The organism is Methanobrevibacter ruminantium M1 (assembly GCF_000024185.1).
Taxonomy (GTDB): Archaea; Methanobacteriota; Methanobacteria; order Methanobacteriales; family Methanobacteriaceae; genus Methanobrevibacter; species Methanobrevibacter ruminantium.
The window spans coordinates 1764002-1787366 of sequence record NC_013790.1 but is presented as its reverse complement, the minus strand read 5'-3'; the positions used below and the strand labels follow the sequence as shown (position 1 = coordinate 1787366).

Here is a 23365-nt window from a genome sequence, read left to right as displayed (position 1 = left end):
GGATTCAAATGTTTAATAAGAAGATGGTTTTAGCCATAAGCTTATTAGCTGTTATCTTTGCATCTATGTGCATAGTTTCAGCAGATGACTCTGGAGAGGGAAGCTTTAAGGAATTGGCTAAATTAGTGTCCGGCGATAATAAGACCGGTGTTATAACATTGACAAAAAATTTTGCAAATACTGACGGATATGATGCAGATGGAATAAAGATCACTGGAGATAATCTTGTCATTAGAGGGGAAGAAGGCAAGGACATTACAATAGATGCAAAAAGTGCAGGAAGGATTTTCAATGCGAACGGCACAAAGAATGTCACTTTTGAAAATATTCATTTTGTAAACGGCAATTCTTCCGATGCAGGTGGTGCTGTTCTATTAGGTGAAGAGCCAAGCAGTTCAGTAAAGAATTGTCAATTTGACAACTGCTATTCAGATGCATTTGGCGGTGCTGTAGATGGAAATGCCATAGGATGCACTTTTGAAGATTGCAGCGCAAACTACCATGGCGGTGCAATATTCGATGGATCTGCTACCAACTGCACCTTCAATGACTGTTTCTCAAAAAGCTGTGGCGGGAGCAAATTTCCTATCATAAGGCAACCAATTGCCAATTTCACAGACTGCTATTCCTATTGGCAAGGCGGTGCATTGTATGAAGTGGAAGCTATAGGCTGCGACTTTAAAAACTGCTATTCAAGCGAAGGAGGTTCCATGTGTGGAGGCTCTGCATTTAACTGCAATTTCCAAGACTCCCTTGCTAAGAATGGAAATGGTGGAGCGACCTTAAACACAACCGCTAAAGGCTGTTCATTCAGCGGATGCAGTGTAACAAATGGAGAAGGAAATGCCATGTATGGAGGCACTGCTACAGATTGTAAATTAGATAAGGCAGATGCTGTTAAGGTTAACTTTAAATAGTTAATTCTGCTTTATTTTTTCTTATTTTTCTTATTTTTCTTTTTTATTATATTTTTATTCTATTTTTTTTTAATTATTTATTTATCTTATTTTTCTTTTTTATTATATTTTTATTCTATTTTTTCTTTTTTAATTATTTTTTTATCTTATTTTTTGGTAATTATTGAATTTTAGTATAAATTGATTTTACTCTTTTTACTTATTTAACAAAACTTTGCCTTTTTACTCATTAGACAAACTTTTCTTAAACTTTAAATAATACCTTTGCTTAATTATTATATAATTACTTTTAATCCAATTTAATATGTTTTAAAAGATAAAATAACAATTAAATATTAGGTTTTTTATAGACAACACTAATTTACAATTTTTCTTTTTATTTAAAGATGATAATATGATAGAAACTGATGTTTTGGTAATAGGTGCAGGTCCTGCAGGCTCTGCTGCTGCAAAGCATGCAGCCTTAGGAGGGGCTGATGTTATTCTAATCGATAAGAAGTCTGAAATAGGAACTCCTAAGAGATGTGCCGAAGGCATCTATGACCATGGACTTAAATGGCTGGGGATTGAGCCGGACCCTGCATGGGCTGTTCAAAGAATAAACGGAGGAACCCTTATTGCTCCGGATAAAACAAGACTTACCCTTGATGAGACAATTCTGCCTGAAAAGGGCTATATCATAGAGAGAAAGGTCTTTGACAAGTATATGGCTATGGATGCAGCCAGGGCTGGCGCTCAGATTATGGTGAAGACTCAAGCAAAGTCCATTCAAAGGGGTGAAGATTCCAAAGGCTCATTTTATACTGTTGACTGTGAGCAGATGGGAGAAATCATTGAAGTGAAGGCAAGAATAGTGATAGCTGCAGACGGTCCTGAATCACGTGTAGCTAAGGCATTTGGCGTAAATTCAACTACAAAACCAAAGTATATGATGTCTGGTGTCCAATATGAGATGGTTGGGGTCAACTGTGAGCGTATGGATTTGATAGAGCTTCATTTAGGTGCCTTTGCAGGTGGAGGATATGCTTGGGTATTTCCTAAGGGAGATGACATTGCAAATGTTGGGATAGGAATATCAAGCGAAAGCGATAGGCCTGCAATTGACTATCTCAACGAATTCATTGAATCCTATCCTCCATTGAAGGATGCAAAGCCGGTTGAGCTTAATGTAGGAGGAGACCCTATCGGAGGATTGATAGGCCAGATTTATTCTGATAACTTGCTTGTTTGCGGAGACGCTGCAGGTCAGGTGGATCCGATAACAGGAGGGGGAATAATCCTTGGAATGCTTGGAGGCATGACTGCAGGCCAGGTTGCATCAAGAGCAATCAAGGATGGCGATTATTCCAAGGAAAGGTTAAAGGAATATGATGAATTGTATGATGAATATACTCAAGGTGCAATTCCTAAATTGGCAGTTGGCCGTGATGTATATCTTTCATTAAGCGATGATGACTTAAACCAGATCATTCATGCATTTGAAGGTCTTGATTATAAGAGCATGAGCCCAAAGGATATTTTAAAGGTCTTCTTTAAACTGTCTCCAAGACTTGCATTGAAGTTTAGGAAGTTGTTTAAGGTTGTGCTCTAATCCAAGCAAGCTTTTTTTGAGCCTTCGCTCAAGCTTTTTAAGGCCTACGGCCTTAAAAACCTTGACCAAAAATTTTATCTATTTTAGGCTTCAGACACGTTTAAATTGTGATTTGTGTAAAGAATTGTTTATTGTTTTAATTTTCTTTTTCTTTAAATTTTTCTCTTATTCCTTCTAACACTTTTTATCTTCTTTTATCTAATTTTTTCATTCATCTCCTTTTATTATGCTTTTTCTTTTACATCATTTTCATTCCTCTTTTGGCTAATTTAATATTTCTTTATTTCTTAATTTATTCATTTGATAAATTTTTTAATTCTTCATTCCCTATTTGATGATTTTCAAATCTTTTTATAAAAAATATATTCCCATTTATGGCTATCTCTTTGCAAAATATTGCTATCAACTAAATTTTATAATTTTTCAAGCAAACTTTATATACTATGAGTGATAAAATAGTAGTAAGGGTTCAATTCTTGAAACTTTTAATCTTAGCTAGTATAATTAAACACAATAGAGTAAGAAAAGAGATTTAATCTCTTTTCTTTTCTCCATTATTTGTTTTAATTATTTTGTACTCTTTTTATACTATTTTTTCTATTATTTACTATTCAATCCTATTTTTAAGTATTTTAAACTCATTTTTTTTATTCTGTTTTATAAAGATTTTTATCCATTTTTGGCTTATTTTTAAAATTTTTATTTTGATTTAAAAGATCGATTTTTTTATAATTTCATTGCTTATTTTTTTTTTTAATCTCATTGCCTGGTCTTTTTAATTTTTGCTGATTTTTTCATAATATTTTCACATTCAATTACAATTGCTTTTTTATAAAATCCATTAATGGAAATATTTATATAATTCATAAAACAATAATAATTTAGGCATACCTAATTGTAAAAATAACTACTATAATATCTTATTTTTTATAGATATGTATTTATATGTAGGTAAAAAACAAATGGGTTAAGATTAATAAGTATTATAAAAAAATAAATTTGTATTACTGATTTTTATTCAATTTTTGAGAAGATATAATGAGTGAAAGTATTACTCCTAATGGTGGGGCTAAATATTCAAATAATAAAAACAAAGCCCTTGCCAGCAAGAAAGGCAATGATTCCTACTATAAAAATGTCCTTTTGATAGGAAGTCCCAATGTAGGCAAAAGCCTGACATTCAATAAGCTGACTGGAATGACAGCTATGGTTTCCAATTATCCTGGAACCACTGTGGATATCGATGAGGGCAATTTCACATATGAAAACAAGACAGTTCATATAACAGACCCTCCAGGGCTTTATGATCTAAACACAATAACCGAAGAGGAACGTGTAGCCAAGCTATTGGTATTGGACAAACGCTTTGACTTGATGGTTCATGTTGTGGATGCAAAGAACATAGAAAAGTCAATAGACCTTACCTTGCAGCTTATAGATGCCGGAAAGGAAGTTATCCTTGTATTGAACATGATGGATGAGCTTGAGAAAATGGGTGCAACTGTAGATGCCCCGTCATTGTCCCATGAGCTTGGAATTCCAGTTGTGCTTACTGCAGCTGCCCAAAACCGAGGATTGGATGACTTGAAGCATACAATCGTAAACTATGATTCAATAGAGAATCAAATCTTAAGCGAGTCTAAGACATTGTTGGATGTCGATTATGGAAGGTCAATTGAAATAGCAATCTCTGAGATTCAAAGAAATATCAAAGGGAATTATCCGGTTTCCAAAAGGTATCTTGCAGTTTCTCTTCTTGAAGGTGATGAGGACAGCGAAGACCTTCTAATGGAAAGTGAGGATTGGGATAATCTATCCCAGGTCATTGGTGCTCAAAAGGCAAAATTCGACCAGCCTGTCAAGTATCTGACTAAGTTGCGTCTTGCAGACTATGCAAAACATATAAAGTCAAGTTTTACAACAATAGACAGCGTAAACATTCAGGATACCGACAGCCTTGGAGAAAAGCTAAGCAGAATCATGATCCATCCATTCTATGGTCTTATCATACTTGCCTGTGTTTTGTTCTTTGGCCTTTATCTTATTGTAGGAGTTCTTGGTGCTGGAATTCTTGTGGATTTCCTTGAAAACACCATATTCGGCCAGTACATAAACCCTGCTGTAACATCTGTGGTCGTTCAATACATTCCATGGGTTCCTATACAGAACCTTTTTGTAGGGGAATACGGTATTGTGACACTTGGTTTGACCTATGGGTTCGGAATCATTCTCCCTATCGTGTCCCTTTTCTTCATTGTATTTTCAATATTGGAGGACAGCGGATACCTGCCAAGGCTGGCTCTTCTTGTGGATAACGGATTTAAAAGAATAGGATTAAGCGGAAGAAGCGTAATTCCTTTTGTTCTTGCTGTTGGATGCGGAAGCATGGCTACAATGGTGACAAGAACATTGGAGACCAAAAGGGAGCGAAACATTGCAACAATGCTTATGGCTCTTACAATCCCTTGCTCTGCACAGCTTGGGGTAATCATGGCCTTATTGTCTGCAAGGCCAAGGTCAATCTGGATTTGGCTTGCTGTGATTGTCTTTAATTTTGTCGTTATAGGATATCTTGCAAAGAGATTCGTTCCAGGGGCACAGCCAAGCTTCTTTATGGAATTGCCTCCCCTCAGATGGCCTAAGCTCTCTCACATTGCAAAGAAGACTTGGACACGTCTTGTTATGTATATTAAAGAACTGATTCCAATATTTATTCTAATAAGTGTAATCATTTGGGCTCTTGACTTGGTCGGTATTTTCCAATGGATAATTGCTTGTGTAACTCCAATCGTTAATGCAATAGGTCTTCCAGGCTCAACAAGTTCCTCATTTGTCCTTGGATTCTTTAGAAGGGACTTTGGAGCAGCTGGACTAATGACAATCCAAAATCAATTGACTGGAGTTCAATTGCTTGTTGCATCTGTTACCTTGACATTGTTCCTCCCTTGCGTTGCACAGCTTATGATCATGATAAAGGAAAGAGGGGTAAAACTTGCTGGTCTTATAGCTGTTATGAGCATAGTTCTAGCATTCAGCATGGGTTTTATTGTCAATTTCATATTGACTAGCTTGAATGTGGTCTTATAGTTATTATAAATTTAAAGAAAGAAGTTTATTAATTATTTGGAGTTTTGTAGGATTTAATTGGGTGTTTTTATGGATGAAAATGATAATAAAAGTCAGATAATCAAATGTGAATTCTGCGGATTCACATTTCAAAAGTGTGATGGCATCAGCTGTGATTCCTGCCCTATTAATTGCAAAACGGTTAGATGTCCTAATTGCGGTTATGAGATTTTGCCTGAGTCCAAATCTTATAAGTTCCTGGAAGATGGTGTTAAAAAGATAAGGAATAGGCTTTTTAAGTCAATTTAATAAATCTAACTTAATTTAACAAATTTATAAATTTAATTTAATTTTACTTAATTTAATAAATTTATCTTAATTAACATATTTAATAAATTTAATTTAATTTAATTTATTATTCATTATTATTTTAAGGAGCGGAGTGTTAAAATGGAAAAAAGTGAAATAGAACATTATTTACGAGATATCTGGGTTAGAGAATATGAAAGAGGAGAAAAGCTAGTTGTAGATGAATTCAATGCTGATGATATAGAATTATTAGCTAAAAAAGAATATATCAAAACAGATGATGGCTTTGTCAATCTGACTGAAAATGGAGAATATTTGGGAAGATCCCTTGTTAGAAAGCATAGGATAGCTGAAAAAGTGGTTGCCGACTTGTTTTTAGCAGATATGGATGAGATGGAAGAGTTGGCAGACCAAATCGAGCACGTTATGAGTGCAGAGGTTGAAGAGAACATCTGCCGAATCTTGGGAAACCCTGAAAACTGTCCTCATAATAACCCGATTCCTAAGGGGGACACTACTCCTGGCATAAGCAAGGAATATTCTGTTCCTTTGGTCTCCTGCCATAGCGGAGAGTCTGGAGAGGTATCCCATATCAAAACAGAGGACGCCCGTAAATTAAGAAAGATCATGAATCTTGGTCTTATTCCAGGCTCTAGAATCTGTCTTATTCAAAAGTTTCCAAATTATGTCTTCCAATTGGGAAACACTCAATTGGCAGTTGACAAGGAATTGGCTAACGAAATATTTATTAAACTAGATGAATAACCTATAATTAAATTAAGTTTGCTTTAAATAATGAAAAATATCAGTATTTTATTTATTTATTTATTTTTTTTTATTAAACTAGTCAATGTTATTTTACTTACAATTTCTTTTTATTAGGTGATTAAATGTTAGAAATAATTCCTGTAATTGATTTAATGAATTCTGTAGCGGTTTCTGGTAAAAGTGGAAACAGAGAAACTTACACTCCTCTTCAAACTATATATGCGTCATCATCTGATCCATTGGAAATTGCACTTTCACTTAAGAGTGCAGGTGCAAAGGAGATGTATATTGCAGATTTGGATTTCATTGAAAGAAACGGAAACAACAATATCTTCAAGATAAAGGAAGTTAACAGTGTATTGCCTGTAATCCTTGATGTAGGAGTCGACAAGCTTGAAACATTTGAGTTTCTCCTTGAATTTGCATATAAGATAATAGTCGCTACCGAAACCCTTGAATCAATAGAGGAACTTGGGAAGATATTTGAAAAGTACCCTAAGGAGAGAATCATTGTAAGCGTTGATGTCAAGAACAATGAGCTCTATGCAAAGAATATGGATCTTGACCTTGAAGGATTCAAGGAAGTCTTAAGACGAATCGATCCTAATGAGATAATATTGCTTGACATCAGTTCAGTAGGAACAGAAGGTGGATTCAATAAGCCTCTCTTGGAATCATTTGAAGAGTTTAAGGACAAGATAATCCTTGGTGGCGGAATCACTCCAGATGAAATAAGTCAATTGGATGCCTTGGGAATCAGGAAGGCATTGGTTGGAACTGCATTGCATAAGGGACAAATCAGATTAAATCCTTTTTAATCCTTATTTGGTCTAAAAAATCATTTTTATTTATTCTAGAATCAGATTGGTAAATTGATTTTTTCTTAAATTTATATCATTCAATCATTTTTATTTATTCTTGAATATGATTGAATTAATCCGATTTTGTGTTAAATTTAAATATAAAGTAAAATAAATTATTATTAGTGTATAAAGTTTTCAAATTTAATTGTAAATAGTAAATTAATTATTTAATTTTTTAATGTGATAAAATGAATTCAGAATTTATTATACTTTTTTCTCATATTCTTCCTTTGATTTTAGGATTTTTCAGCATCTTATTAATGATTAATGGAATAATGGACAAGCAGAAGGTTATAACTGCCTTTGGCATAATTCTATTTTTGGCAGCTGCTTTCAGTCCGTTTGTAGTCTTGCCTATCTTAGGAGTTTAATTGCTCCTCTTTTTTTATTTATTTTTAATTTAAACGATTATTTATTTAAATAATCGATTTTTATATTGCTTTTTCTTTTTATAGTTGTCATCTTCCTAATAAAGTCACCTTATTCTCAATAAAACTCTTTTTCATGGCTTTTGGATAATTTATAGATATTGTTATAAAACTTTCTTATTTTAGTTTGATTGACTAAATAATAATTCGGTTTACTATTTATAACAAATAGTAAACTAAAAATCTTTTTTATTTAAAATTAAGTAAAATAAGGCAGTTTTAATCGAAAGATTTAAATATAAACAAAATAAACTATTATTGTAGATTTAGGAGGTAAAAATTATCATCTCCTATGTCCTCGTCCTGATGAGGGGCGTAAGCAGTGGCATAGGAGTTCTCTAATCTTTTTAAAACTTTTTTTAATGCATTATTTTTTCTAAATCCATCATTTTTTTTCAATATATTGAAATGCAGATCAAGATTTAGGTCTACTATTTGGATTCCTTTAATCTTCTTAGAATCAGCATGTTTTATTGCAATATGATAATTATTAAAATTTTAGCTCAAATTAACACAATAAAACTGCCTAAAAATGCAAAAACTCCTAATAATATAAAAAAATTCTTAAAAATGGCAGTAGAAAATGAAAATAAAGAAGGGCAAAGTAAACTATTTATAATAAATAGTAAACCAATAAGTCTTTTTATTTAAAATTAAGCAAAATAAGACATTTTTAATCGAAAGATTTAAATATAAACAAAATCAAAGTAATTATTGTAAGATTTAGAAGGTAAAAGCTTTTTTGGAAGTTTAGCCTATATGTTCTTGTCTCGACGAGGGGCGACTTTCCATAATGATTTATGGTCAATTAGGTAACTATAGGTTCTTCTTTTCTTCAAATACTCTTTTTATTTTTTTATTTTTTATTAAATCTATAAATTCATTATTGTTGTGTTCAACACTTTGAAAAATAGCCCAAGAAATAAGATCTGCTATTTGTAAACCTTTATAACTCATTGAATTGGCATGTTCTAGTTTTATAGGAAATTTTTTAAAGTTATTCAGATTTTCCAAAAATGCTTTATTGAAATTAACTATTTCTTCTTTTTTATTTTTTGATTTATCAATAAAGATTTTAGAAGAACTACTTATATCAATTTGTTTAGCTAGTTCGCAAGCCAAAAGATCATACAATTTAATATTGTCATAACCATCATTAACTTTATACCTATTGATTTTTTCAAAAATAATTATAAAAACTTGATAATTAACACTATCTAATTTTTTTAAAATTTTAATTTTTATGTCATGAGGTAAATTGGAACCTTTAATTTCATTAGAAGTAATGATATTTTTTTTATCATCTCTTTTGATTTTTCTGATAACTCTATCTAATTTTTGAGAATCTTCAACTTTTATTCCAGCCATCACAAAGTATTTGGAGCTTGATTTTTTAGTTCCCAAATCCCCGCTTTCATCAATAAAAATATAAGACATGATAAACACTTTACCCATTTATTTGAATCTAAAATATTGTACAAAATTAAATTAGTAAAAAGAAGTATATAAGTTTTTTCTAAATAATAAGATTTATATATCCTTAAAATTTAATATGGGTAATATTAGGTTTACTATTTATAATATATAGTAAATTTTACAAGTTTAAGTCAATTTCACACGTTCATATCAATTTTACATTCTAAAGTAAAAATTGATGTGAAACTGAACAAAGCCATTATATCTAATATATTGTAGAAAAAAGCACAGAAATATCTCTAGATGATAAGGAAATAATGTGCCAAAAACTGCAAAAATCTGGAAAAAATTAAAAAAAATTCTTAAAAATAGCAGTAGAAAATTAAAATAAAAAAGAGTAAAGTAAACTATTTATAATAAATAGTAAACCAATAAGTCTTTTTATTTAAAATTAAGCAAAATAAGACAGTTTTAATCGAAATATTTAAATATAAACAAAGTTAAATAAAAAATTGTAAGATGGGAAGGTAAAAGCTTTTTTGGAAGTTAAACCTGCACGTCCTTGTCTTGATGAGGGGCGACTTTCCATAGTATATGGTCAATTAGGTGGCTGTGGGTTCTTCTTTTCTTCAAATGCTTTTTTTATTCTTTAAACTCAATTTAGTCCTTTAATATTAATTAAAACTTCTTTTTAAATTCTTCCAAAATATGACTTTTCATATCTTAACCCATTTAAACAACATATCATAACATCATGATATGAAAACATTTAAATATGTAAACATATCATAATATCATTATATAAGAAAATTATTCTTTTAATTTCATAAAGGTGTAATCATGAAAGATTATAAGGAGCCTACAAACGACAATCATAATGACGATTTATGTGAAGTGTTTCATCCTCATGAGGAATCAATAGAGCGTGCAAAGAAGCATGTTCTCTCTGAAGAGGAATATTCTGATTTGGCTGAATTCTTTAAGATCTTTGGAAATCCTACAAGGCTTAAGATTATATCCCTTTTAAGCTTTGAGGACCTATGTGTATGTGACATCTGCGAATCATTAGGATTGAACCAGAATGCAGTGTCCAATCAATTGAGAATATTGCGTGCACATAATATTGTAAAGTTTGAAAAGGAAGGAAAGTCAGCAAGGTATTCATTGACAGACCTTCATGTTGAAATGATTTATAAGATGGGCTTAGAGCATATGACTGAATAATTAAGTGAGCATTGCTTTTAAATTAGAGAATATATTTTTTTTTAAAAATCGAGTAATAACTTTTCTATAATTTGTATGATTAATGAGTTTTCTTTTATTAAAATTATTTAAAAAAAGGTGTAAATATGTCTGAAAATAGATGTTATGATCCAGATTGTGATGCTGAGGATTGCCGTAATCCCCAACATTACAATTACATTTGTTTCGACCCTGACTGCAACGATGAGAAATGTTTGAACGAAGAGCATTACAATAAGCAGCTATTAAGGGATTATCAAGAAAGCACTGATTTAAGTGTTTATGATCATAGAGAAGAGATAGATTATGATGAAGATGTTGATATAAGTCTTTGTGGATGTCCTGATTGTGCGGATGACCATGACCATAATCACGACCATGACCATGATCATCACCATCATCATGACCATGACCATAACCATGAACACAGTCATGAGCATGAGCATTCTTATAGTCATGAGCATGAGCATGAGCACAGTCATGAACATGGCCACGAGCATGGGGATGAGCATAGCCACGAACATAGTCATGACCATGACCATGGCCATGATCACGAGCATGAGCATGGGGATGAGCATAGCCATGAACATAGTCATGACCATGAGCATGAGTCTGAGGATACTTGTGGATGCGGTTGCGATGATGATGACTGCCATGATGATTTAGAAGAACATAGTCATGAGCATGACCATAGTCACGACCATCATGAACATGACCATGAGCATCATCATGAACATGAACATGACCATCATAGCCATGAGCATGAAGATGAGCACCATCATAATGAAGAACATTCTCATGAGCACGAACACAGTCATGAGCATGATCACGACCATGAGCATCATCATGAGCACAGTCATGACCATGACCATAGTCACGACCATCATGGACATGACCATAGCCATCACGACCATGACCATGGAGACTCCTGCGGATGTGGAGAGGACCACGATGATGACGACTTCTCATTATGTGCATGTCCTGACTGTGCAGATGATGACGATGATGACCATGGCCAAGAGGAACTCCTCGCAGAGGGAAAGCCACTCATATACAACAGACCTATTCAAATCATGGTTTCCAGTGGAATATTGTTTATCACAGGCCATATCCTCGAATTCCTCTCATTCAGCCCAACAATTGTCACAATAATCTACATGCTTGGAGCACTTATAGCAGGCTATGAGATAGCAATCCTTGCATACAAGTCCCTTGTCAAGCGTCACACTGTCGGTCCTGCACTTCTTGTGGTTATCGCATGTATTGCTTCCTTCATCATAGGCCACGGTGAAGAGGGTGCAGCTGTAGCTCTCTTGTACTATATAGCAGAATTCCTTGAGGACCTTGCTGAGCACAGGGCAAAGCGCTCAATCAAGTCACTTGTTGAAATCGCTCCTGAAACCGCTAGGGTCAAGGTAGGTGACGGTGAAGAGTCCCGCAGGATTGAAGAGGTTAAAGTTGGAGAGATTGTGCTTGTAAAACCTGGAGACAAGGTTCCTTTGGATGGTGAAGTGGTCTATGGAACTTCATCTATCAATCAGGCATCAATCACAGGTGAAAGCCTTCCTGTAACAAAAACCGTTGGAGATGAGGTATTCTCAGGTACAGTGAACGAAGACGGATACCTTGAGGTTGTGGTTACCAAGGAAGCTAAGGACTCTGTAATCAATAAGATAGTAACCCTTGTAAAGCGCTCTCAGCTTAACAGGTCAACAACTGAAACCATGGTTGAAAAGATCTCCAAATATTACACTCCATTGATGATTATAATTGCAGCCTGCGTTGCATTTGTTCCTCCACTCGTCTTTGGTCAGGACCTTATCGACTGGATCTATAAGGCACTTTCAATCATGGTAATATCATGTCCTTGCGCATTCCTTATCTCCACTCCAATCGGAATGGTTTCAGCTATCACATCAGCAACCAAGAAGGGTGTCCTCATCAAGGGAAGTACCTATGTGGAAGAGATGAGAAACGTAAAGGCAGTCATATTTGACAAGACTGGAACACTCACTGAGGGAAAGCTTGAATTAAACGACATCAACATAATAAACGACGAATACAGCGAAGAGGAGATTGTAAGGATAGCCGCATCCCTTGAAAACAGCTCATCCCACCCTATTGCTCAGGCAATCGTAAACTATGCAAATGAAAAGGAAATAGGATTTGAAGAGATTGAAGACTTCAGAAACGTTCCAGGTAAGGGAATCATAGGAAATATAGGTGGAAAGCAGTATTATGCAGCTAACGAATCCTTGATTGAAGGAAGCCAGTTCAACATTTCCCAAGAGGAGATAAACCAATACTCAGCAGAAGGTAAAACCCTGATATTCATTGGAGATGAGCAGTCTGTCATTGCAAGCATCACTGTAATGGACAGAATCCGTGACAACGCTTCAGAAGTAATTAAAGACCTTAAGAGCCAAGGTGTCAAGACATTCATGCTCACAGGTGACAATAAGATTGCAGCAGGTAAGGTTGCAGATGAGATAGGCCTTGACTATGTCTATTCTAACCTCCTTCCAGAGGACAAGCTAAACATATTGGATACCCTCCGAAACAAGTTTGGTGATGTGGCTATGGTAGGTGACGGAATAAACGATGCTCCTGCATTGGCTAGGGCAAACATAGGAATAGCAATGGGTGCTGCAGGATCTGACGTTGCAATCGAGACTGCTGATGTTGCTCTCATGCAGGATGACATAAGCAAGCTTCCATACCTATTCAGTTTAAGCCAAAAGACAATGAATATAATCAAGCAGAACATCACCCTTGCCATTGTGGTAAAGGCACTCTTTGTAATCCTTGCAATATTAGGATTGATTACCTTGATGATGTCTGTAGGTATAGGGGACCTTGGACTTACCTTGGTGGTTATCTTGAACTCATTCAGGATAGCTATGGTTAAGGATCCTTTGTTTTAGGTGAATATTTTTAATTGGTCTTAATTGGCCAATTAATTTTATTTTTTTTTATTTTTTTTAACAAATACAATAATTTTTTTTTAACAAATACAATAATTCTTTTTTTAATTAATCAACTAATTATCATTAACTTTTATAATGTCTTATATTATATGCTATTTTATCATATTTATGGCTTGGATTATTCATACAATTTAAGTAAAAAGACGATGAATATAATTAAAGAGAATAAATATTTGTTTATTTTAATAAAGTTTTATTTTAAAATTATTGTAGTTTCATATTTTTTTGTTTAATAATTTATATGTCATCTATACATATCATAACTCATTTTAAATTTTATATTTAATTTTTTCATGCATGAAGTTCAAAGTGTGATATTTTGTCACGGTTCAATATCCCTATGATTTTTTTAATTATTCCTTCAAGTTTTAAGAGAATTTTTAAACTAAAAATTTATCTATCTATTCAACAAATATAAATCTATGAAAAGACTTTTTAAGCTAGTTGAAAAATATTTCTTTATAATCATCATAATTGCAGTTGCAATTGCAGTTGTCTTTCCAGGCTCATTCGATTGGGTTATGGGAGAGTTTATGGGTATCAACATCATAAACATTCTACTTGGAATAATCCTTTTTGGAATGGGTACCACTTTGAAGATAGAGAATTTTGTAAACGTATTCAAAAGGCCTAAGGAGATATTGCTTGGGGTCGGCGCCCAATATATCATCATGCCTCTTGTTGCAATTGGGGTTGCCAGCCTATTCGGCCTCAATGAGGCATTGACAGTTGGCCTTGTCCTTGTGGGAACAGTTCCAGGGGGAACCGCTTCCGATGTTATCACATTCCTTGCAAAGGGGGATCTTGCACTTTCAGTATCCCTTACTGCAGTCTCTACAGTCATATCACCGATTCTTACCCCTTTAATCACTCTGATTCTTATTGGAAACAATATTGCATTCAATCCTGTGGATATGTTCATTTCAATTGTTCAGATTGTAATTCTTCCAATAGCTATTGGATTGCTCTTGAATTACAAGTTTCCAGACTTCTGTGAGGAGCTTAAGGATTATCTGCCTGCAGTGTCCTCTCTTGTGATTGCAATAATCGTTGCAGGTGTGATAGGTGCAAATAAACAGGCCATTCTTGGCTCATCTGTGGTGATAATTGCAGCGATCGTGGTGCAATACTTCATAGCCATGCTTTTAGGATTTGTGATAGGATATCTCTCTGGAATGAAAAGAAAGCAGATGGTGACCATAGCAATAGAGCTTGCCTTCCAGAACTCAGGATTGTCTACAAGCCTTGCAAAGACTCACTTTCCAGCATTGTCCCTTGCAACTGTTCCAGGAGCCTTGTATTCAGTATGGCAAAACTTTGCAGGTTCCATACTTGCATATATTTTTAGAAAATATTTCACTGATGAGGAATAGGTTGATTTATATTTTAATTAAATAAAAGAAAAAAAGTATATTTTAATATTTCAAAGATAAAAAAGAGTAATTTTTTATATCTAAATGATAAAAAGGAGTAAGATAAAAATTTAAAAAAAGGAATTGATGAAGACTTTTAAAAAGAAATGAATTATTTTTTCATCTTTTCCATTTCCTTTTGAATCATTTCCTCTCGGTTGTCTTCAAGTTTTCCAGTCAAGACAAATGTTTTTAAAAAGTGAATTACAATGCCTATTCCCCAAAAGATAGTTACCCAATAGAACCACCATTTGCCGAAGGATGTGATTGCATTTATGGCAAAAAGAAGTATGTTTACACCAATATAGCTATATAAATGCTTATAAAATCCAATTTTTTCATCCACTTTTCTTTCAGCTCTTCTATATAATTCATCATCAGACATTAAGATCACGCACAAGTTTTATATTAATTTATTTTAGTTATTATCTTTATTTCATTTCAATTGAAAGATATTCTTAATTTTAGTTTAGATTAAATAATTAATTAAGTTATAAAAATATTCTTTTTTTAATTGCTTAAATAGTTTTTTAATTATTGGGATTTTAGATTCTTTAGCCTTTGGATTTTTGAATCTCAAAGGTATTTCTATTTTTTTAAATCTTAATTATTGGGCTGAGAATCTATTTGCCCTCTTTTAATTATTGGGCTGAGAATCTATTTGCCCTCTTTTAATTATTGGGCTGAGAATCTATTTGCCCTCTTTTAATTATTGGGTTGAGAATATATATTGCTCTCTTTTAATTATTGGGTTGAGAATATATATTGCTCTCTTTTAATTATTGGGCTGAGAGTCTATATTGCCCTCTTTTTCATCCTTGATTAGCTTTACTAAAGATATGAATCCGATTATTGCTGTAATCACTTGGGTTGCACATGATACAAGGTCATAGATTCCAATGAAGTAAACAGCATATATCAATACATTTACAATGAATGCCACCTTTATCCATTTGATTGTCTTAAGATAATAGTTGCAGATTGTAAGCTGTATTATTCCAATCATAGGAAGAAGTCCGATAAGGCCCATTGTATTAATTAGGGGACATATGATCAGTGTTATTATGATAAAGATTATGGCCAATCTGGAGCTTAATCTCTCATTCATGACAAGATAGTTTCTTGCCGCTGCAATGAGCATTGTAAGTATGCCAGTCCATGAGAGGAAGAAGGCTGATGAAACCGTTAGGATAAGGGCTTCAATGACCTGATATTTATAGGCCTCTCTCTTGTCATTGACTACACAGCTTAGGATAAGTGCAATTGAGGCAAAGAATGAGATTCCATTTCCTATGAGGATATTAAGTGGCAGATTTAAGATGTTCATGTCTATTTCCTTATATTTTTTTTACATTTAGGATTTCTTTAGTTTATATCTATGTTATTTCCTTATCTTTTTTTAGATTTAGATTTCTTTAGTTCTTAATCATTTTTATTATAAATGATTGGCTTTTGAATAATATAATCTATGTTTCACTAAGTTTATATATTTTTAAAAAGAAACTTATTTTAACTGATTTAGATATTTAAGATGATTGGGATTGATTGATATGACACTTGTTTTGATAGGTCCTGCATGTGAGGATTTGATTATAATAGGCAATGAGAAGAGCTCTAGGATAGGAGGTGCAAGCTATTTTCAAAGCTTTGTCTATGAGGAGTTTTATGATGACTACATTGCTATTGTAAATGCTCAAAACACTGATTTGATTAATGAATTTCCAGATATGTCTAAAACAGAACTCATTTTAAAGGACGATACCCATTATTTTATCAATGAATATCCAGATAAGGACAATCGAGATATTAGAAAGCAATCCACTAATTTTGCAGACATTCCAATTCTGGCTGATGATTTAAAAGCTATTTTTAACAATTTGGGATTGAATGAGGATAATATCGATGCCTTTGTCATAAATCCTTTAAACAGCAATGACATTCCTTTAGAAACTCTAGAGTATTTAAACAGTTTTAATTTGCCTATATTTATATCCCTTCAGGGATTTTTGAGATTCAAGGATAAAGATAATTCCATGGTTTTAAAGTCATATGAAGATTTGGATTATATTTTTAATATTGCTGAAGCGATCTTTTTAGATGAAAAGGAATTAAAGATTGTCAGTGATGAAGATAAGTCTGATTCTAAAATTGAAATTCAAGACATTGGTTTTGATGAAAAAACCAACACTATTTTTATCATTACAAACGGAAGCAAAGGGTCAAGAATCACTGATTTTAAGGGCATAAACATAAAGATAGATTCAGTGAAATGTGATAATATAGTGGATGCCACTGGCTGTGGAGATAGTTATATGGCTGCATTTATTTCTAATCTTCTAAATGGAAATGATTTAAAGGACTCTGGTGATTTTGCATCATTGATTGCAAGTAAAAAATTAGAATTCTTTGGTCCTTATAGAACAGATTAATTTTCTGTCTTATTTCTTTTTTTTTTATTTTTGGCTATTTTTTTACGATTTTGATATTTAAGGTGTTTTGGTGTATTTAATATTTTGGGTGTTTTTGGCACCTTTAATTTAAAAAAAAGTAAATTGAGAAGAATTATAATTCTCCTCTTTCTCTTCTCTCTTCCAGGAGTTTTAATCCAATGTCTCCTAACTTGTATTTTTGAATCTTACCACTTGTTGTAAGTGGGAACTCATCAACAAAGAAGACATATTTAGGAACCTTATATCTTGCGATGCTGCCTATGCAGAAGTCTCTTATGTCTGCTTCGGTAATGTCATCGTATCCAGGCTCTTTTATTATGAAAGCTCCTACAATCTCTCCGTATTTTTCATCAGGGATACCTGCCACCTGAACATCCTGAACGCATTCGTGGGTGAATAGATATTCCTCTATCTCTCTTGGGTATATGTTTTCCCCCCCTCTGATGATCATATCCTTGATTCTTCCTACAATTGAGTAGTATCCATCCTCATCCACTGTAGCAAGGTCTCCAGAGTGTAGCCATCCGTCTGGCTCGATTGTTTCAGCAGTCTTTTCCGGCATGTTGTAGTATCCTTTCATTACATTGAATCCTCTGCACATAATCTCTCCGGTTTCGCCAGGGCCAAGCTCCTCTCCGGTTTCAGGGTCTACAATCTTTACCTCAATATTAGGGAATTTTCTTCCCACTGTGCTGATTTTCTTTTCAAATGAGTCTGCAGCATTTGTTTGGGTAAATCCAGGACCTGCCTCTGTAAGGCCGTATACGCTTGTGATTTCCTTCATGTTCATCTTGTTGATTGCATCTTTCATGGTTTCAACTGGGCATGTTGAGCCTGCCATGATTCCTGTTCTAAGTGAGGACATGTCAAACATGTCAAACATAGGATGGTTCATCATTCCGATAAACATTGTAGGAACTCCATAGACTGATGTGCATTTCTCCTTTTGGATGGGGGATATTGCAAGGAGAGGGTCGTATTCCTCAAGGACAACCATGGTTGAGCCATGGGTGATTACAGCCATTACCCCAAGCACGGTTCCGAAACAGTGGAAAAGAGGTACCTGGAGGAGAAGCCTGTCCTTTTCGGTATAGTTCATATTTTCTCCAATGTAATAGCCGTCGTTTAGGATGTTTCTGCTTGTAAGCATTACTCCTTTAGGGAATCCTTCGGTTCCGCTTGTATATTGCATGTTGATAACGTCATATTGGGTAACTGCATCCTTTATCTCTTGATACTTATCATTGTCATAGTTCATTCCAAGTAATAAAAGTTCATTGGTGTTGTACATTCCCCTATGCTTTTCCTGACCTACATGGATAATGTATTCAAGATAAGGGAACTCTTCGCTTTTAAGGTTTCCCCTTTCCCTTTCCTTTATTTCAGGGACAAGGCCATAGATGATATCGAAATAGCTTGTGTCTCTGAATCCGTCAGTCATTGCAATCGCTTTCATTTCAGATTGCTTTAGGACATATTCAAGCTCGTGGGACTGGTATGCAGTGTTGATGGTTACGATTGCAGCACCTATCTTAGCTGTTGCAAACATGAATGTAAGCCATTCAGGGACGTTCTTTGCCCATATTCCTACACGGTCTCCCGGTTCTATGCCTATTGAGAGCATGCCTTTTGCAAGGTTGTCCACCCTTTCGTTAAATTGTTCATATGTAAATCTGAGATTTCTGTCTGGATAAACCATAAATTCGTGATCCGGTTGCTTTTCCACTTGCATTTCAAAGAACTTTCCAATTGGAAGCTCTGTAAATAGTTCACTCATATTTTCACCGCCATGAGTATTGATTTAATGATTTTAAACATTTCTTTAATTATTATAATTATTTTTTTTAATTATTTTTTCTTAAAATTTTTTTTTTAATTTTTTTTTTTTTTATATTATTTGTATTATCATTAACCTTCTTCAATTTTTAGAATTATTGTAATTTTCAATACTTTATTTGTATAAAGGTTAATTCTGATTTGTTTTATTTAAATAAAGCTAATTCTAATATTATAATGTTTTATTCTGTCTATTCTTTTCTTTTTATCTAGAATGGAGTGTATAAAACAGCCAATATTTTAGCCTTTTCAGCCTTTGCATGTAAATGATGAGGAACTACTGAATCATAGTATATGCTGTCTCCTTTGGATAATGTAATGCTGTCTTGGCCATATACCACTTCAATCTCTCCTTCCATAACATAGATGAACTCTTCACCTTCGTGGGAGGACAATTCATATTCGTCGTCATGGTCTATGTCAATCATGAACGGATCCATATGCCTGTCATGCTTGCCTGCACCTAATGAGTGGAATTCAAGATTTGTTGCATTTGCGACGTCTTCCCTTCCTGAGAAGTATAAGGTGTTTTCCATCTTGCCGTCCCTTACAACTACAGGTCCGAGCTGTTCGGTATCGTCAAGGAAGGTTCCAAGCCTTACTCCAAGGGCCTTTGCCATCTTTGTAAGAGGAGTGAGTGAAGGAATGATTTCACCGTTTTCCATAGCCTGAAGCACTTCAAGCTTTACGCCGCTTTTTTCTGCAAGTTCTTCAATACTCATTTGTTGTCTTTCTCTAATGTCTTTTACCTTTTGAGCGAATTTTTTATTTTCTTCCATTGTTTCACCTTTATACAAAGTTTTTAAGTATTATTATGATTTATATCATAGTTATTTAGTTAAACGAATATGGTTTGATAAGTGATTATTCATGCCATATTCTAATTAACTGAATTAATTTATTCGTTATTATTAAAATGATTAAATTTTCCATACTCTTTTTACTCTTTTTTGATTTAAAAATTATAAAAAAAGTAATGGGTGTTTGAAAAGTTTATAAATATAAAAAAGGAAATATTAAAAGAAGTATTTCTTAATTAAAATTATTTCTTTAATTAAATGGTTTTTGATAGCTATTCCTCTGTTTCTGTCTGACCTGCAGATCCTCCAGAGCTAGGCTCGGCATTGTTATTTGGATTTGTATTTTGATTGCCGTTGCCATTGCTGTTTTGATTATTGTTATTATTGTTTGAATTTGATGTATCATCACTTTCCGTATTGGAATCTGCATTGTTCGGAGTGGAATCAGTATCGTTTGCATCAGATGTGTCATTAACTACTTCTACAACCTTTTTTTCTTCATAAACTGTATTCAAACTTGCTGGAGAGAAATTGTCATTGTCCAAGGCAATCAACTTATCTGTTTCATTGATTACCGGAAGTGAACCGCTTATCAAGTCTCCAGTCCATACAGCTGCAATATTGCTCAGTCCCAAGGCAAGGATTGCAATTGAGAAGAATATGGCAAATTTAGCCCGTTTATCTGATTTCAAGTTTCCACCTATAAATTTTAATTTATTTAAAAATACTCTAGTTAATATTTGTTGTATATCGATATTTGATTAGTTATTTGATTATTTTTAAATTGTTCATATCAATAATCAATTAAAATTTTATTTTTTTATTAATATTTCTTGTATATCAATAATACAATTATAATTTTAATATTAATTAGTATTTATATATTATGGTGATTTTAGTTATTTTTTATTTAATTAACTTAATCAATATTATTCTTATTTTTCTAAATTGTCTATTTTTTATTCATTTTTAAGATTAATTGTTTATTTTTGCTCAATTTGGTATTTTGCTTATTCTTATCCATTTTTCCAAAAGGTTTATATATGATTAGAAACTAAATACTATATGTCGGAAGTCGGAAGCCGTTTTCCGACATAAGACAAATACTTAATATCAGGTAAAATTAAAGTTCTTTTAAAAATCAATCTCTTTATTTAAGGCTTGTCTTTTTAAAAGAATGTCTAAAATTAAAGATATTAATAAAAAAATTTAGGTGTTTTTTAACAAACTTTTCATTAGTTCATTTATTGAAATAAATAAAATTTTTGATTATTTATTGAAATAAAATAAATTTTTGAATAAAATTAAAAATATGAAAATGCCTATAGAAATTAGATTTTAAAATCTAATCCTCATGAAAGGCAGCTATTGAAAATAAATTAATCCTTAAAATTTAACTTATAAATCACAAATATTTAATCTCAATAAAACTGAAAAATAGTTGCTTTTCATGATCTTTTAGATTGAAATTGAAAATGTATATTCTAGATTATTGAAATTTAGAAAAAATGAACAAATTATAAAAAATATTTATTTACTTAAAACAAAGTTTAAAATTTAAATTTCTAAGTTTTTATTGATTTATGAGAAAAATATTAAAATTTAAATTTATAGTTTTTTAATTGATTATATGAGAAAATGATAATATGGTAGTACTTAGTGCAGGAGATACTGCATGGGTGCTCATTGCAACAATCCTTGTTCTTTTAATGAGCATCCCTGAAGTAGCTTTCTTTTATAGTGGTTTAACAAAACGTAAAAATGTCTTAAATACAATGTTTCTGACTTTTATTGCATTTTCCATAGCAAGCATAATATGGGTTGTATATGGATACCCATTTGCCTTTGGAGATGTCAGTATAAGCGGTTTGATAGCTCAACCTGCTCATTTCTTCATGAGCGGAATCGGAATTGAAGATCTTACAGGAACCATCCCTACAATATTGTTTATTGTGTTCCAATTAACCTTTGCCGGTCTTACAGCGGCCCTTATCTCAGGTTCAATCGTCGGAAGGATGAAGGTCTCAGCATGGATAGTCTTCATCATTGCTTGGGTCACCCTTGTTTATGTACCGATTGCCCACTGGGTATGGGGAGGAGGATTCCTTATGCAGATGGGTTCCCTGGACTTTGCAGGAGGTACAGTTGTACATATTAACTCTGGTGTAACAGCTCTTGCATTGGCCCTTGTTCTCGGAAGAAGAAAAGACACTTCCCTTTTGCCACACAACTTAGGATATTCAGTTCTCGGTGCAGGATTCCTTTGGTTCGGATGGATGGGATTCAACGGAGGATCTGCCCTTGCAGCTAACGGACTTGCAGCATCAGCTATCCTTGTATCAAACGTTGCAGCTGCAACAGCACTTATCACTTGGGTAATTATAGATATTGTAAAAGTCGGAAAGCCAACCATGTTAGGGGCAATCACCGGTGGAGTGGCTGGACTTGTTGCAATCACCCCTGCAGCAGGATTCGTTGATGTTCCAGCAGCTATTGTCATTGGTTTTGTAACCACATTCGTATCCTACTTTGCAATCTATTACTTAAAGACAAGATTCGGCTACGACGATGCTTTGGATGTATTTGGAGTTCACGGTCTTTCAGGTATTTGGGGAGCAATTGCAACCGGTATATTTGCAGTTCCAGCAGTCGGAGGTGCAGCAGGTTTGCTCTATGGAAATCCAGGTCAAGTCACAATTCAAGTAATAAGTGTAATTGTAACCATTGTCTATGCATTCACTATAAGCTTCATACTTGCTAAGATCCTTGATAAGACCATGGGAATCAGAGTTGATGAGAAAACTGAAATCGAAGGACTTGATACTAAAATACACAAGGAATCCGGTTATAGATTATAGTTTAATGGATTTGGCTATAAATTATAAATAGCTTAAGGAAAAATAATTTTAATTAGATAAAAATTATGGGAGTGATAGAATGAAAAGAGTAGTTGCGGTTTTTCGTCAACAAAAGTTTGAAGATGTAAAAAGAGCCCTTCTTGCAATAGGCTGTGAAGGAATGACCATCTCCGAAGTAAAGGGAAGGGGAAGACAGTTAGGTGTTAAAGAATCATATAGGGGCTCTAACTATTGCATTGACCTTATTCCTAAGACACGCCTTGAATTGATTGTAAATGAAGATGACCTTGAAGATGTTATTGACACAATCATTGAAAGTGCAAGGACCGGTGAAATCGGAGACGGAAAGATCTTTGTATCCGATGTAGAGGAAGTTATTAGGATAAGAACTGGTGAGAGAGGTTCTAAGGCGGTATAACTCA

Annotated in this window: 19 protein-coding genes; 13 read left to right on the top strand and 6 right to left on the bottom strand. The window is 33.5% G+C overall.

Annotated features, from left to right (window positions below; translation table 11 throughout):
- Positions 1–8: 8 nt before the first annotated feature.
- The 7 genes from MRU_RS06715 (at position 9) to MRU_RS06685 (ending at position 7885) form a co-directional block, all read left to right on the top strand.
- On the top strand, positions 9–917 hold the full coding sequence (locus MRU_RS06715) for a hypothetical protein (RefSeq protein WP_012956141.1): 909 nt from the start codon (positions 9–11) through the stop codon (positions 915–917).
- Positions 918–1311: 394 nt separating this feature from the next.
- Positions 1312–2508, top strand: coding sequence for an NAD(P)/FAD-dependent oxidoreductase (locus MRU_RS06710; RefSeq protein WP_012956140.1), 1197 nt, complete (start codon positions 1312–1314; stop codon positions 2506–2508).
- 1038 nt (positions 2509–3546) lie between these two features.
- The gene (gene feoB / locus MRU_RS06705) at positions 3547–5595 is read left to right on the top strand and encodes a ferrous iron transport protein B (protein WP_012956139.1); all 2049 of its coding nucleotides are present in this window, start codon (positions 3547–3549) and stop codon (positions 5593–5595) included.
- Positions 5596–5664: 69 nt separating this feature from the next.
- The gene (locus MRU_RS06700) at positions 5665–5883 is read left to right on the top strand and encodes a hypothetical protein (protein ID WP_012956138.1); all 219 of its coding nucleotides are present in this window, start codon (positions 5665–5667) and stop codon (positions 5881–5883) included.
- Positions 5884–6024: 141 nt separating this feature from the next.
- Complete coding sequence (locus MRU_RS06695; RefSeq protein ID WP_012956137.1) at positions 6025–6648, top strand: metal-dependent transcriptional regulator; 624 nt, start codon at positions 6025–6027, stop codon at positions 6646–6648.
- A gap of 125 nt (positions 6649–6773) precedes the next feature.
- Positions 6774–7469 carry a HisA/HisF family protein gene (locus MRU_RS06690; RefSeq protein WP_012956136.1) on the top strand — a complete coding sequence of 232 codons (696 nt, stop codon included), beginning with the start codon at positions 6774–6776 and terminating at the stop codon, positions 7467–7469.
- A 233-nt stretch (positions 7470–7702) separates the two neighbouring features.
- A complete protein-coding gene (locus MRU_RS06685; RefSeq protein WP_012956135.1) occupies positions 7703–7885 on the top strand; it encodes a hypothetical protein in 183 nt (60 codons plus the stop codon).
- An 873-nt stretch (positions 7886–8758) separates the two neighbouring features.
- Here the strand turns inward: MRU_RS06685 and MRU_RS06675 are convergent.
- Positions 8759–9379: a DUF3800 domain-containing protein gene (locus MRU_RS06675; protein WP_048812458.1), complete on the bottom strand. Its 621-nt coding sequence runs from the start codon at positions 9377–9379 to the stop codon at positions 8759–8761.
- A gap of 819 nt (positions 9380–10198) precedes the next feature.
- Between MRU_RS06675 and MRU_RS06670 the strand changes: the two genes are divergently transcribed.
- From MRU_RS06670 to MRU_RS06660, 3 genes are all read left to right on the top strand, one after another.
- Positions 10199–10582 carry an ArsR/SmtB family transcription factor gene (locus MRU_RS06670; protein WP_012956133.1) on the top strand — a complete coding sequence of 128 codons (384 nt, stop codon included), beginning with the start codon at positions 10199–10201 and terminating at the stop codon, positions 10580–10582.
- 125 nt (positions 10583–10707) lie between these two features.
- Positions 10708–13524, top strand: coding sequence for a heavy metal translocating P-type ATPase (locus MRU_RS06665; protein ID WP_012956132.1), 2817 nt, complete (start codon positions 10708–10710; stop codon positions 13522–13524).
- 485 nt (positions 13525–14009) lie between these two features.
- Positions 14010–14960 (top strand): bile acid:sodium symporter family protein, encoded by a 951-nt coding sequence (locus tag MRU_RS06660; RefSeq protein WP_012956131.1) that lies wholly within the window; start codon positions 14010–14012, stop codon positions 14958–14960.
- Between the two features lie 151 nt (positions 14961–15111).
- Here MRU_RS06660 and MRU_RS06655 read toward each other — a convergent pair whose 3' ends face one another.
- Complete coding sequence (locus MRU_RS06655) at positions 15112–15384, bottom strand: 2TM domain-containing protein (protein ID WP_012956130.1); 273 nt, start codon at positions 15382–15384, stop codon at positions 15112–15114.
- A 390-nt stretch (positions 15385–15774) separates the two neighbouring features.
- Positions 15775–16326, bottom strand: coding sequence for a YgjV family protein (locus tag MRU_RS06650; protein WP_012956129.1), 552 nt, complete (start codon positions 16324–16326; stop codon positions 15775–15777).
- Positions 16327–16549: 223 nt separating this feature from the next.
- On the opposite strand from MRU_RS06650, the gene MRU_RS06645 reads away from it, so the two are divergent.
- The gene (locus MRU_RS06645) at positions 16550–17428 is read left to right on the top strand and encodes a PfkB family carbohydrate kinase (protein ID WP_012956128.1); all 879 of its coding nucleotides are present in this window, start codon (positions 16550–16552) and stop codon (positions 17426–17428) included.
- Positions 17429–17561: 133 nt separating this feature from the next.
- Here the strand turns inward: MRU_RS06645 and MRU_RS06640 are convergent, their stop codons facing one another.
- The 3 genes from MRU_RS06640 to MRU_RS11210 all read right to left on the bottom strand — a co-directional run bounded on the left by MRU_RS06640 (position 17562) and on the right by MRU_RS11210 (position 20777).
- Positions 17562–19226, bottom strand: a complete 1665-nt coding sequence (locus tag MRU_RS06640) for an AMP-binding protein (RefSeq protein WP_012956127.1) — start codon at positions 19224–19226, stop codon at positions 17562–17564.
- A 268-nt stretch (positions 19227–19494) separates the two neighbouring features.
- Positions 19495–20064, bottom strand: coding sequence for a helix-turn-helix domain-containing protein (locus tag MRU_RS06635; protein WP_012956126.1), 570 nt, complete (start codon positions 20062–20064; stop codon positions 19495–19497).
- Between the two features lie 293 nt (positions 20065–20357).
- Complete coding sequence (locus MRU_RS11210) at positions 20358–20777, bottom strand: hypothetical protein (RefSeq protein WP_012956125.1); 420 nt, start codon at positions 20775–20777, stop codon at positions 20358–20360.
- 954 nt (positions 20778–21731) lie between these two features.
- Between MRU_RS11210 and MRU_RS06625 the strand changes: the two genes are divergently transcribed.
- The gene (locus MRU_RS06625; RefSeq protein ID WP_012956124.1) at positions 21732–22943 is read left to right on the top strand and encodes an ammonium transporter; all 1212 of its coding nucleotides are present in this window, start codon (positions 21732–21734) and stop codon (positions 22941–22943) included.
- Positions 22944–23022: 79 nt separating this feature from the next.
- A complete protein-coding gene (locus MRU_RS06620; RefSeq protein ID WP_012956123.1) occupies positions 23023–23361 on the top strand; it encodes a P-II family nitrogen regulator in 339 nt (112 codons plus the stop codon).
- Positions 23362–23365: the final 4 nt, after the last annotated feature.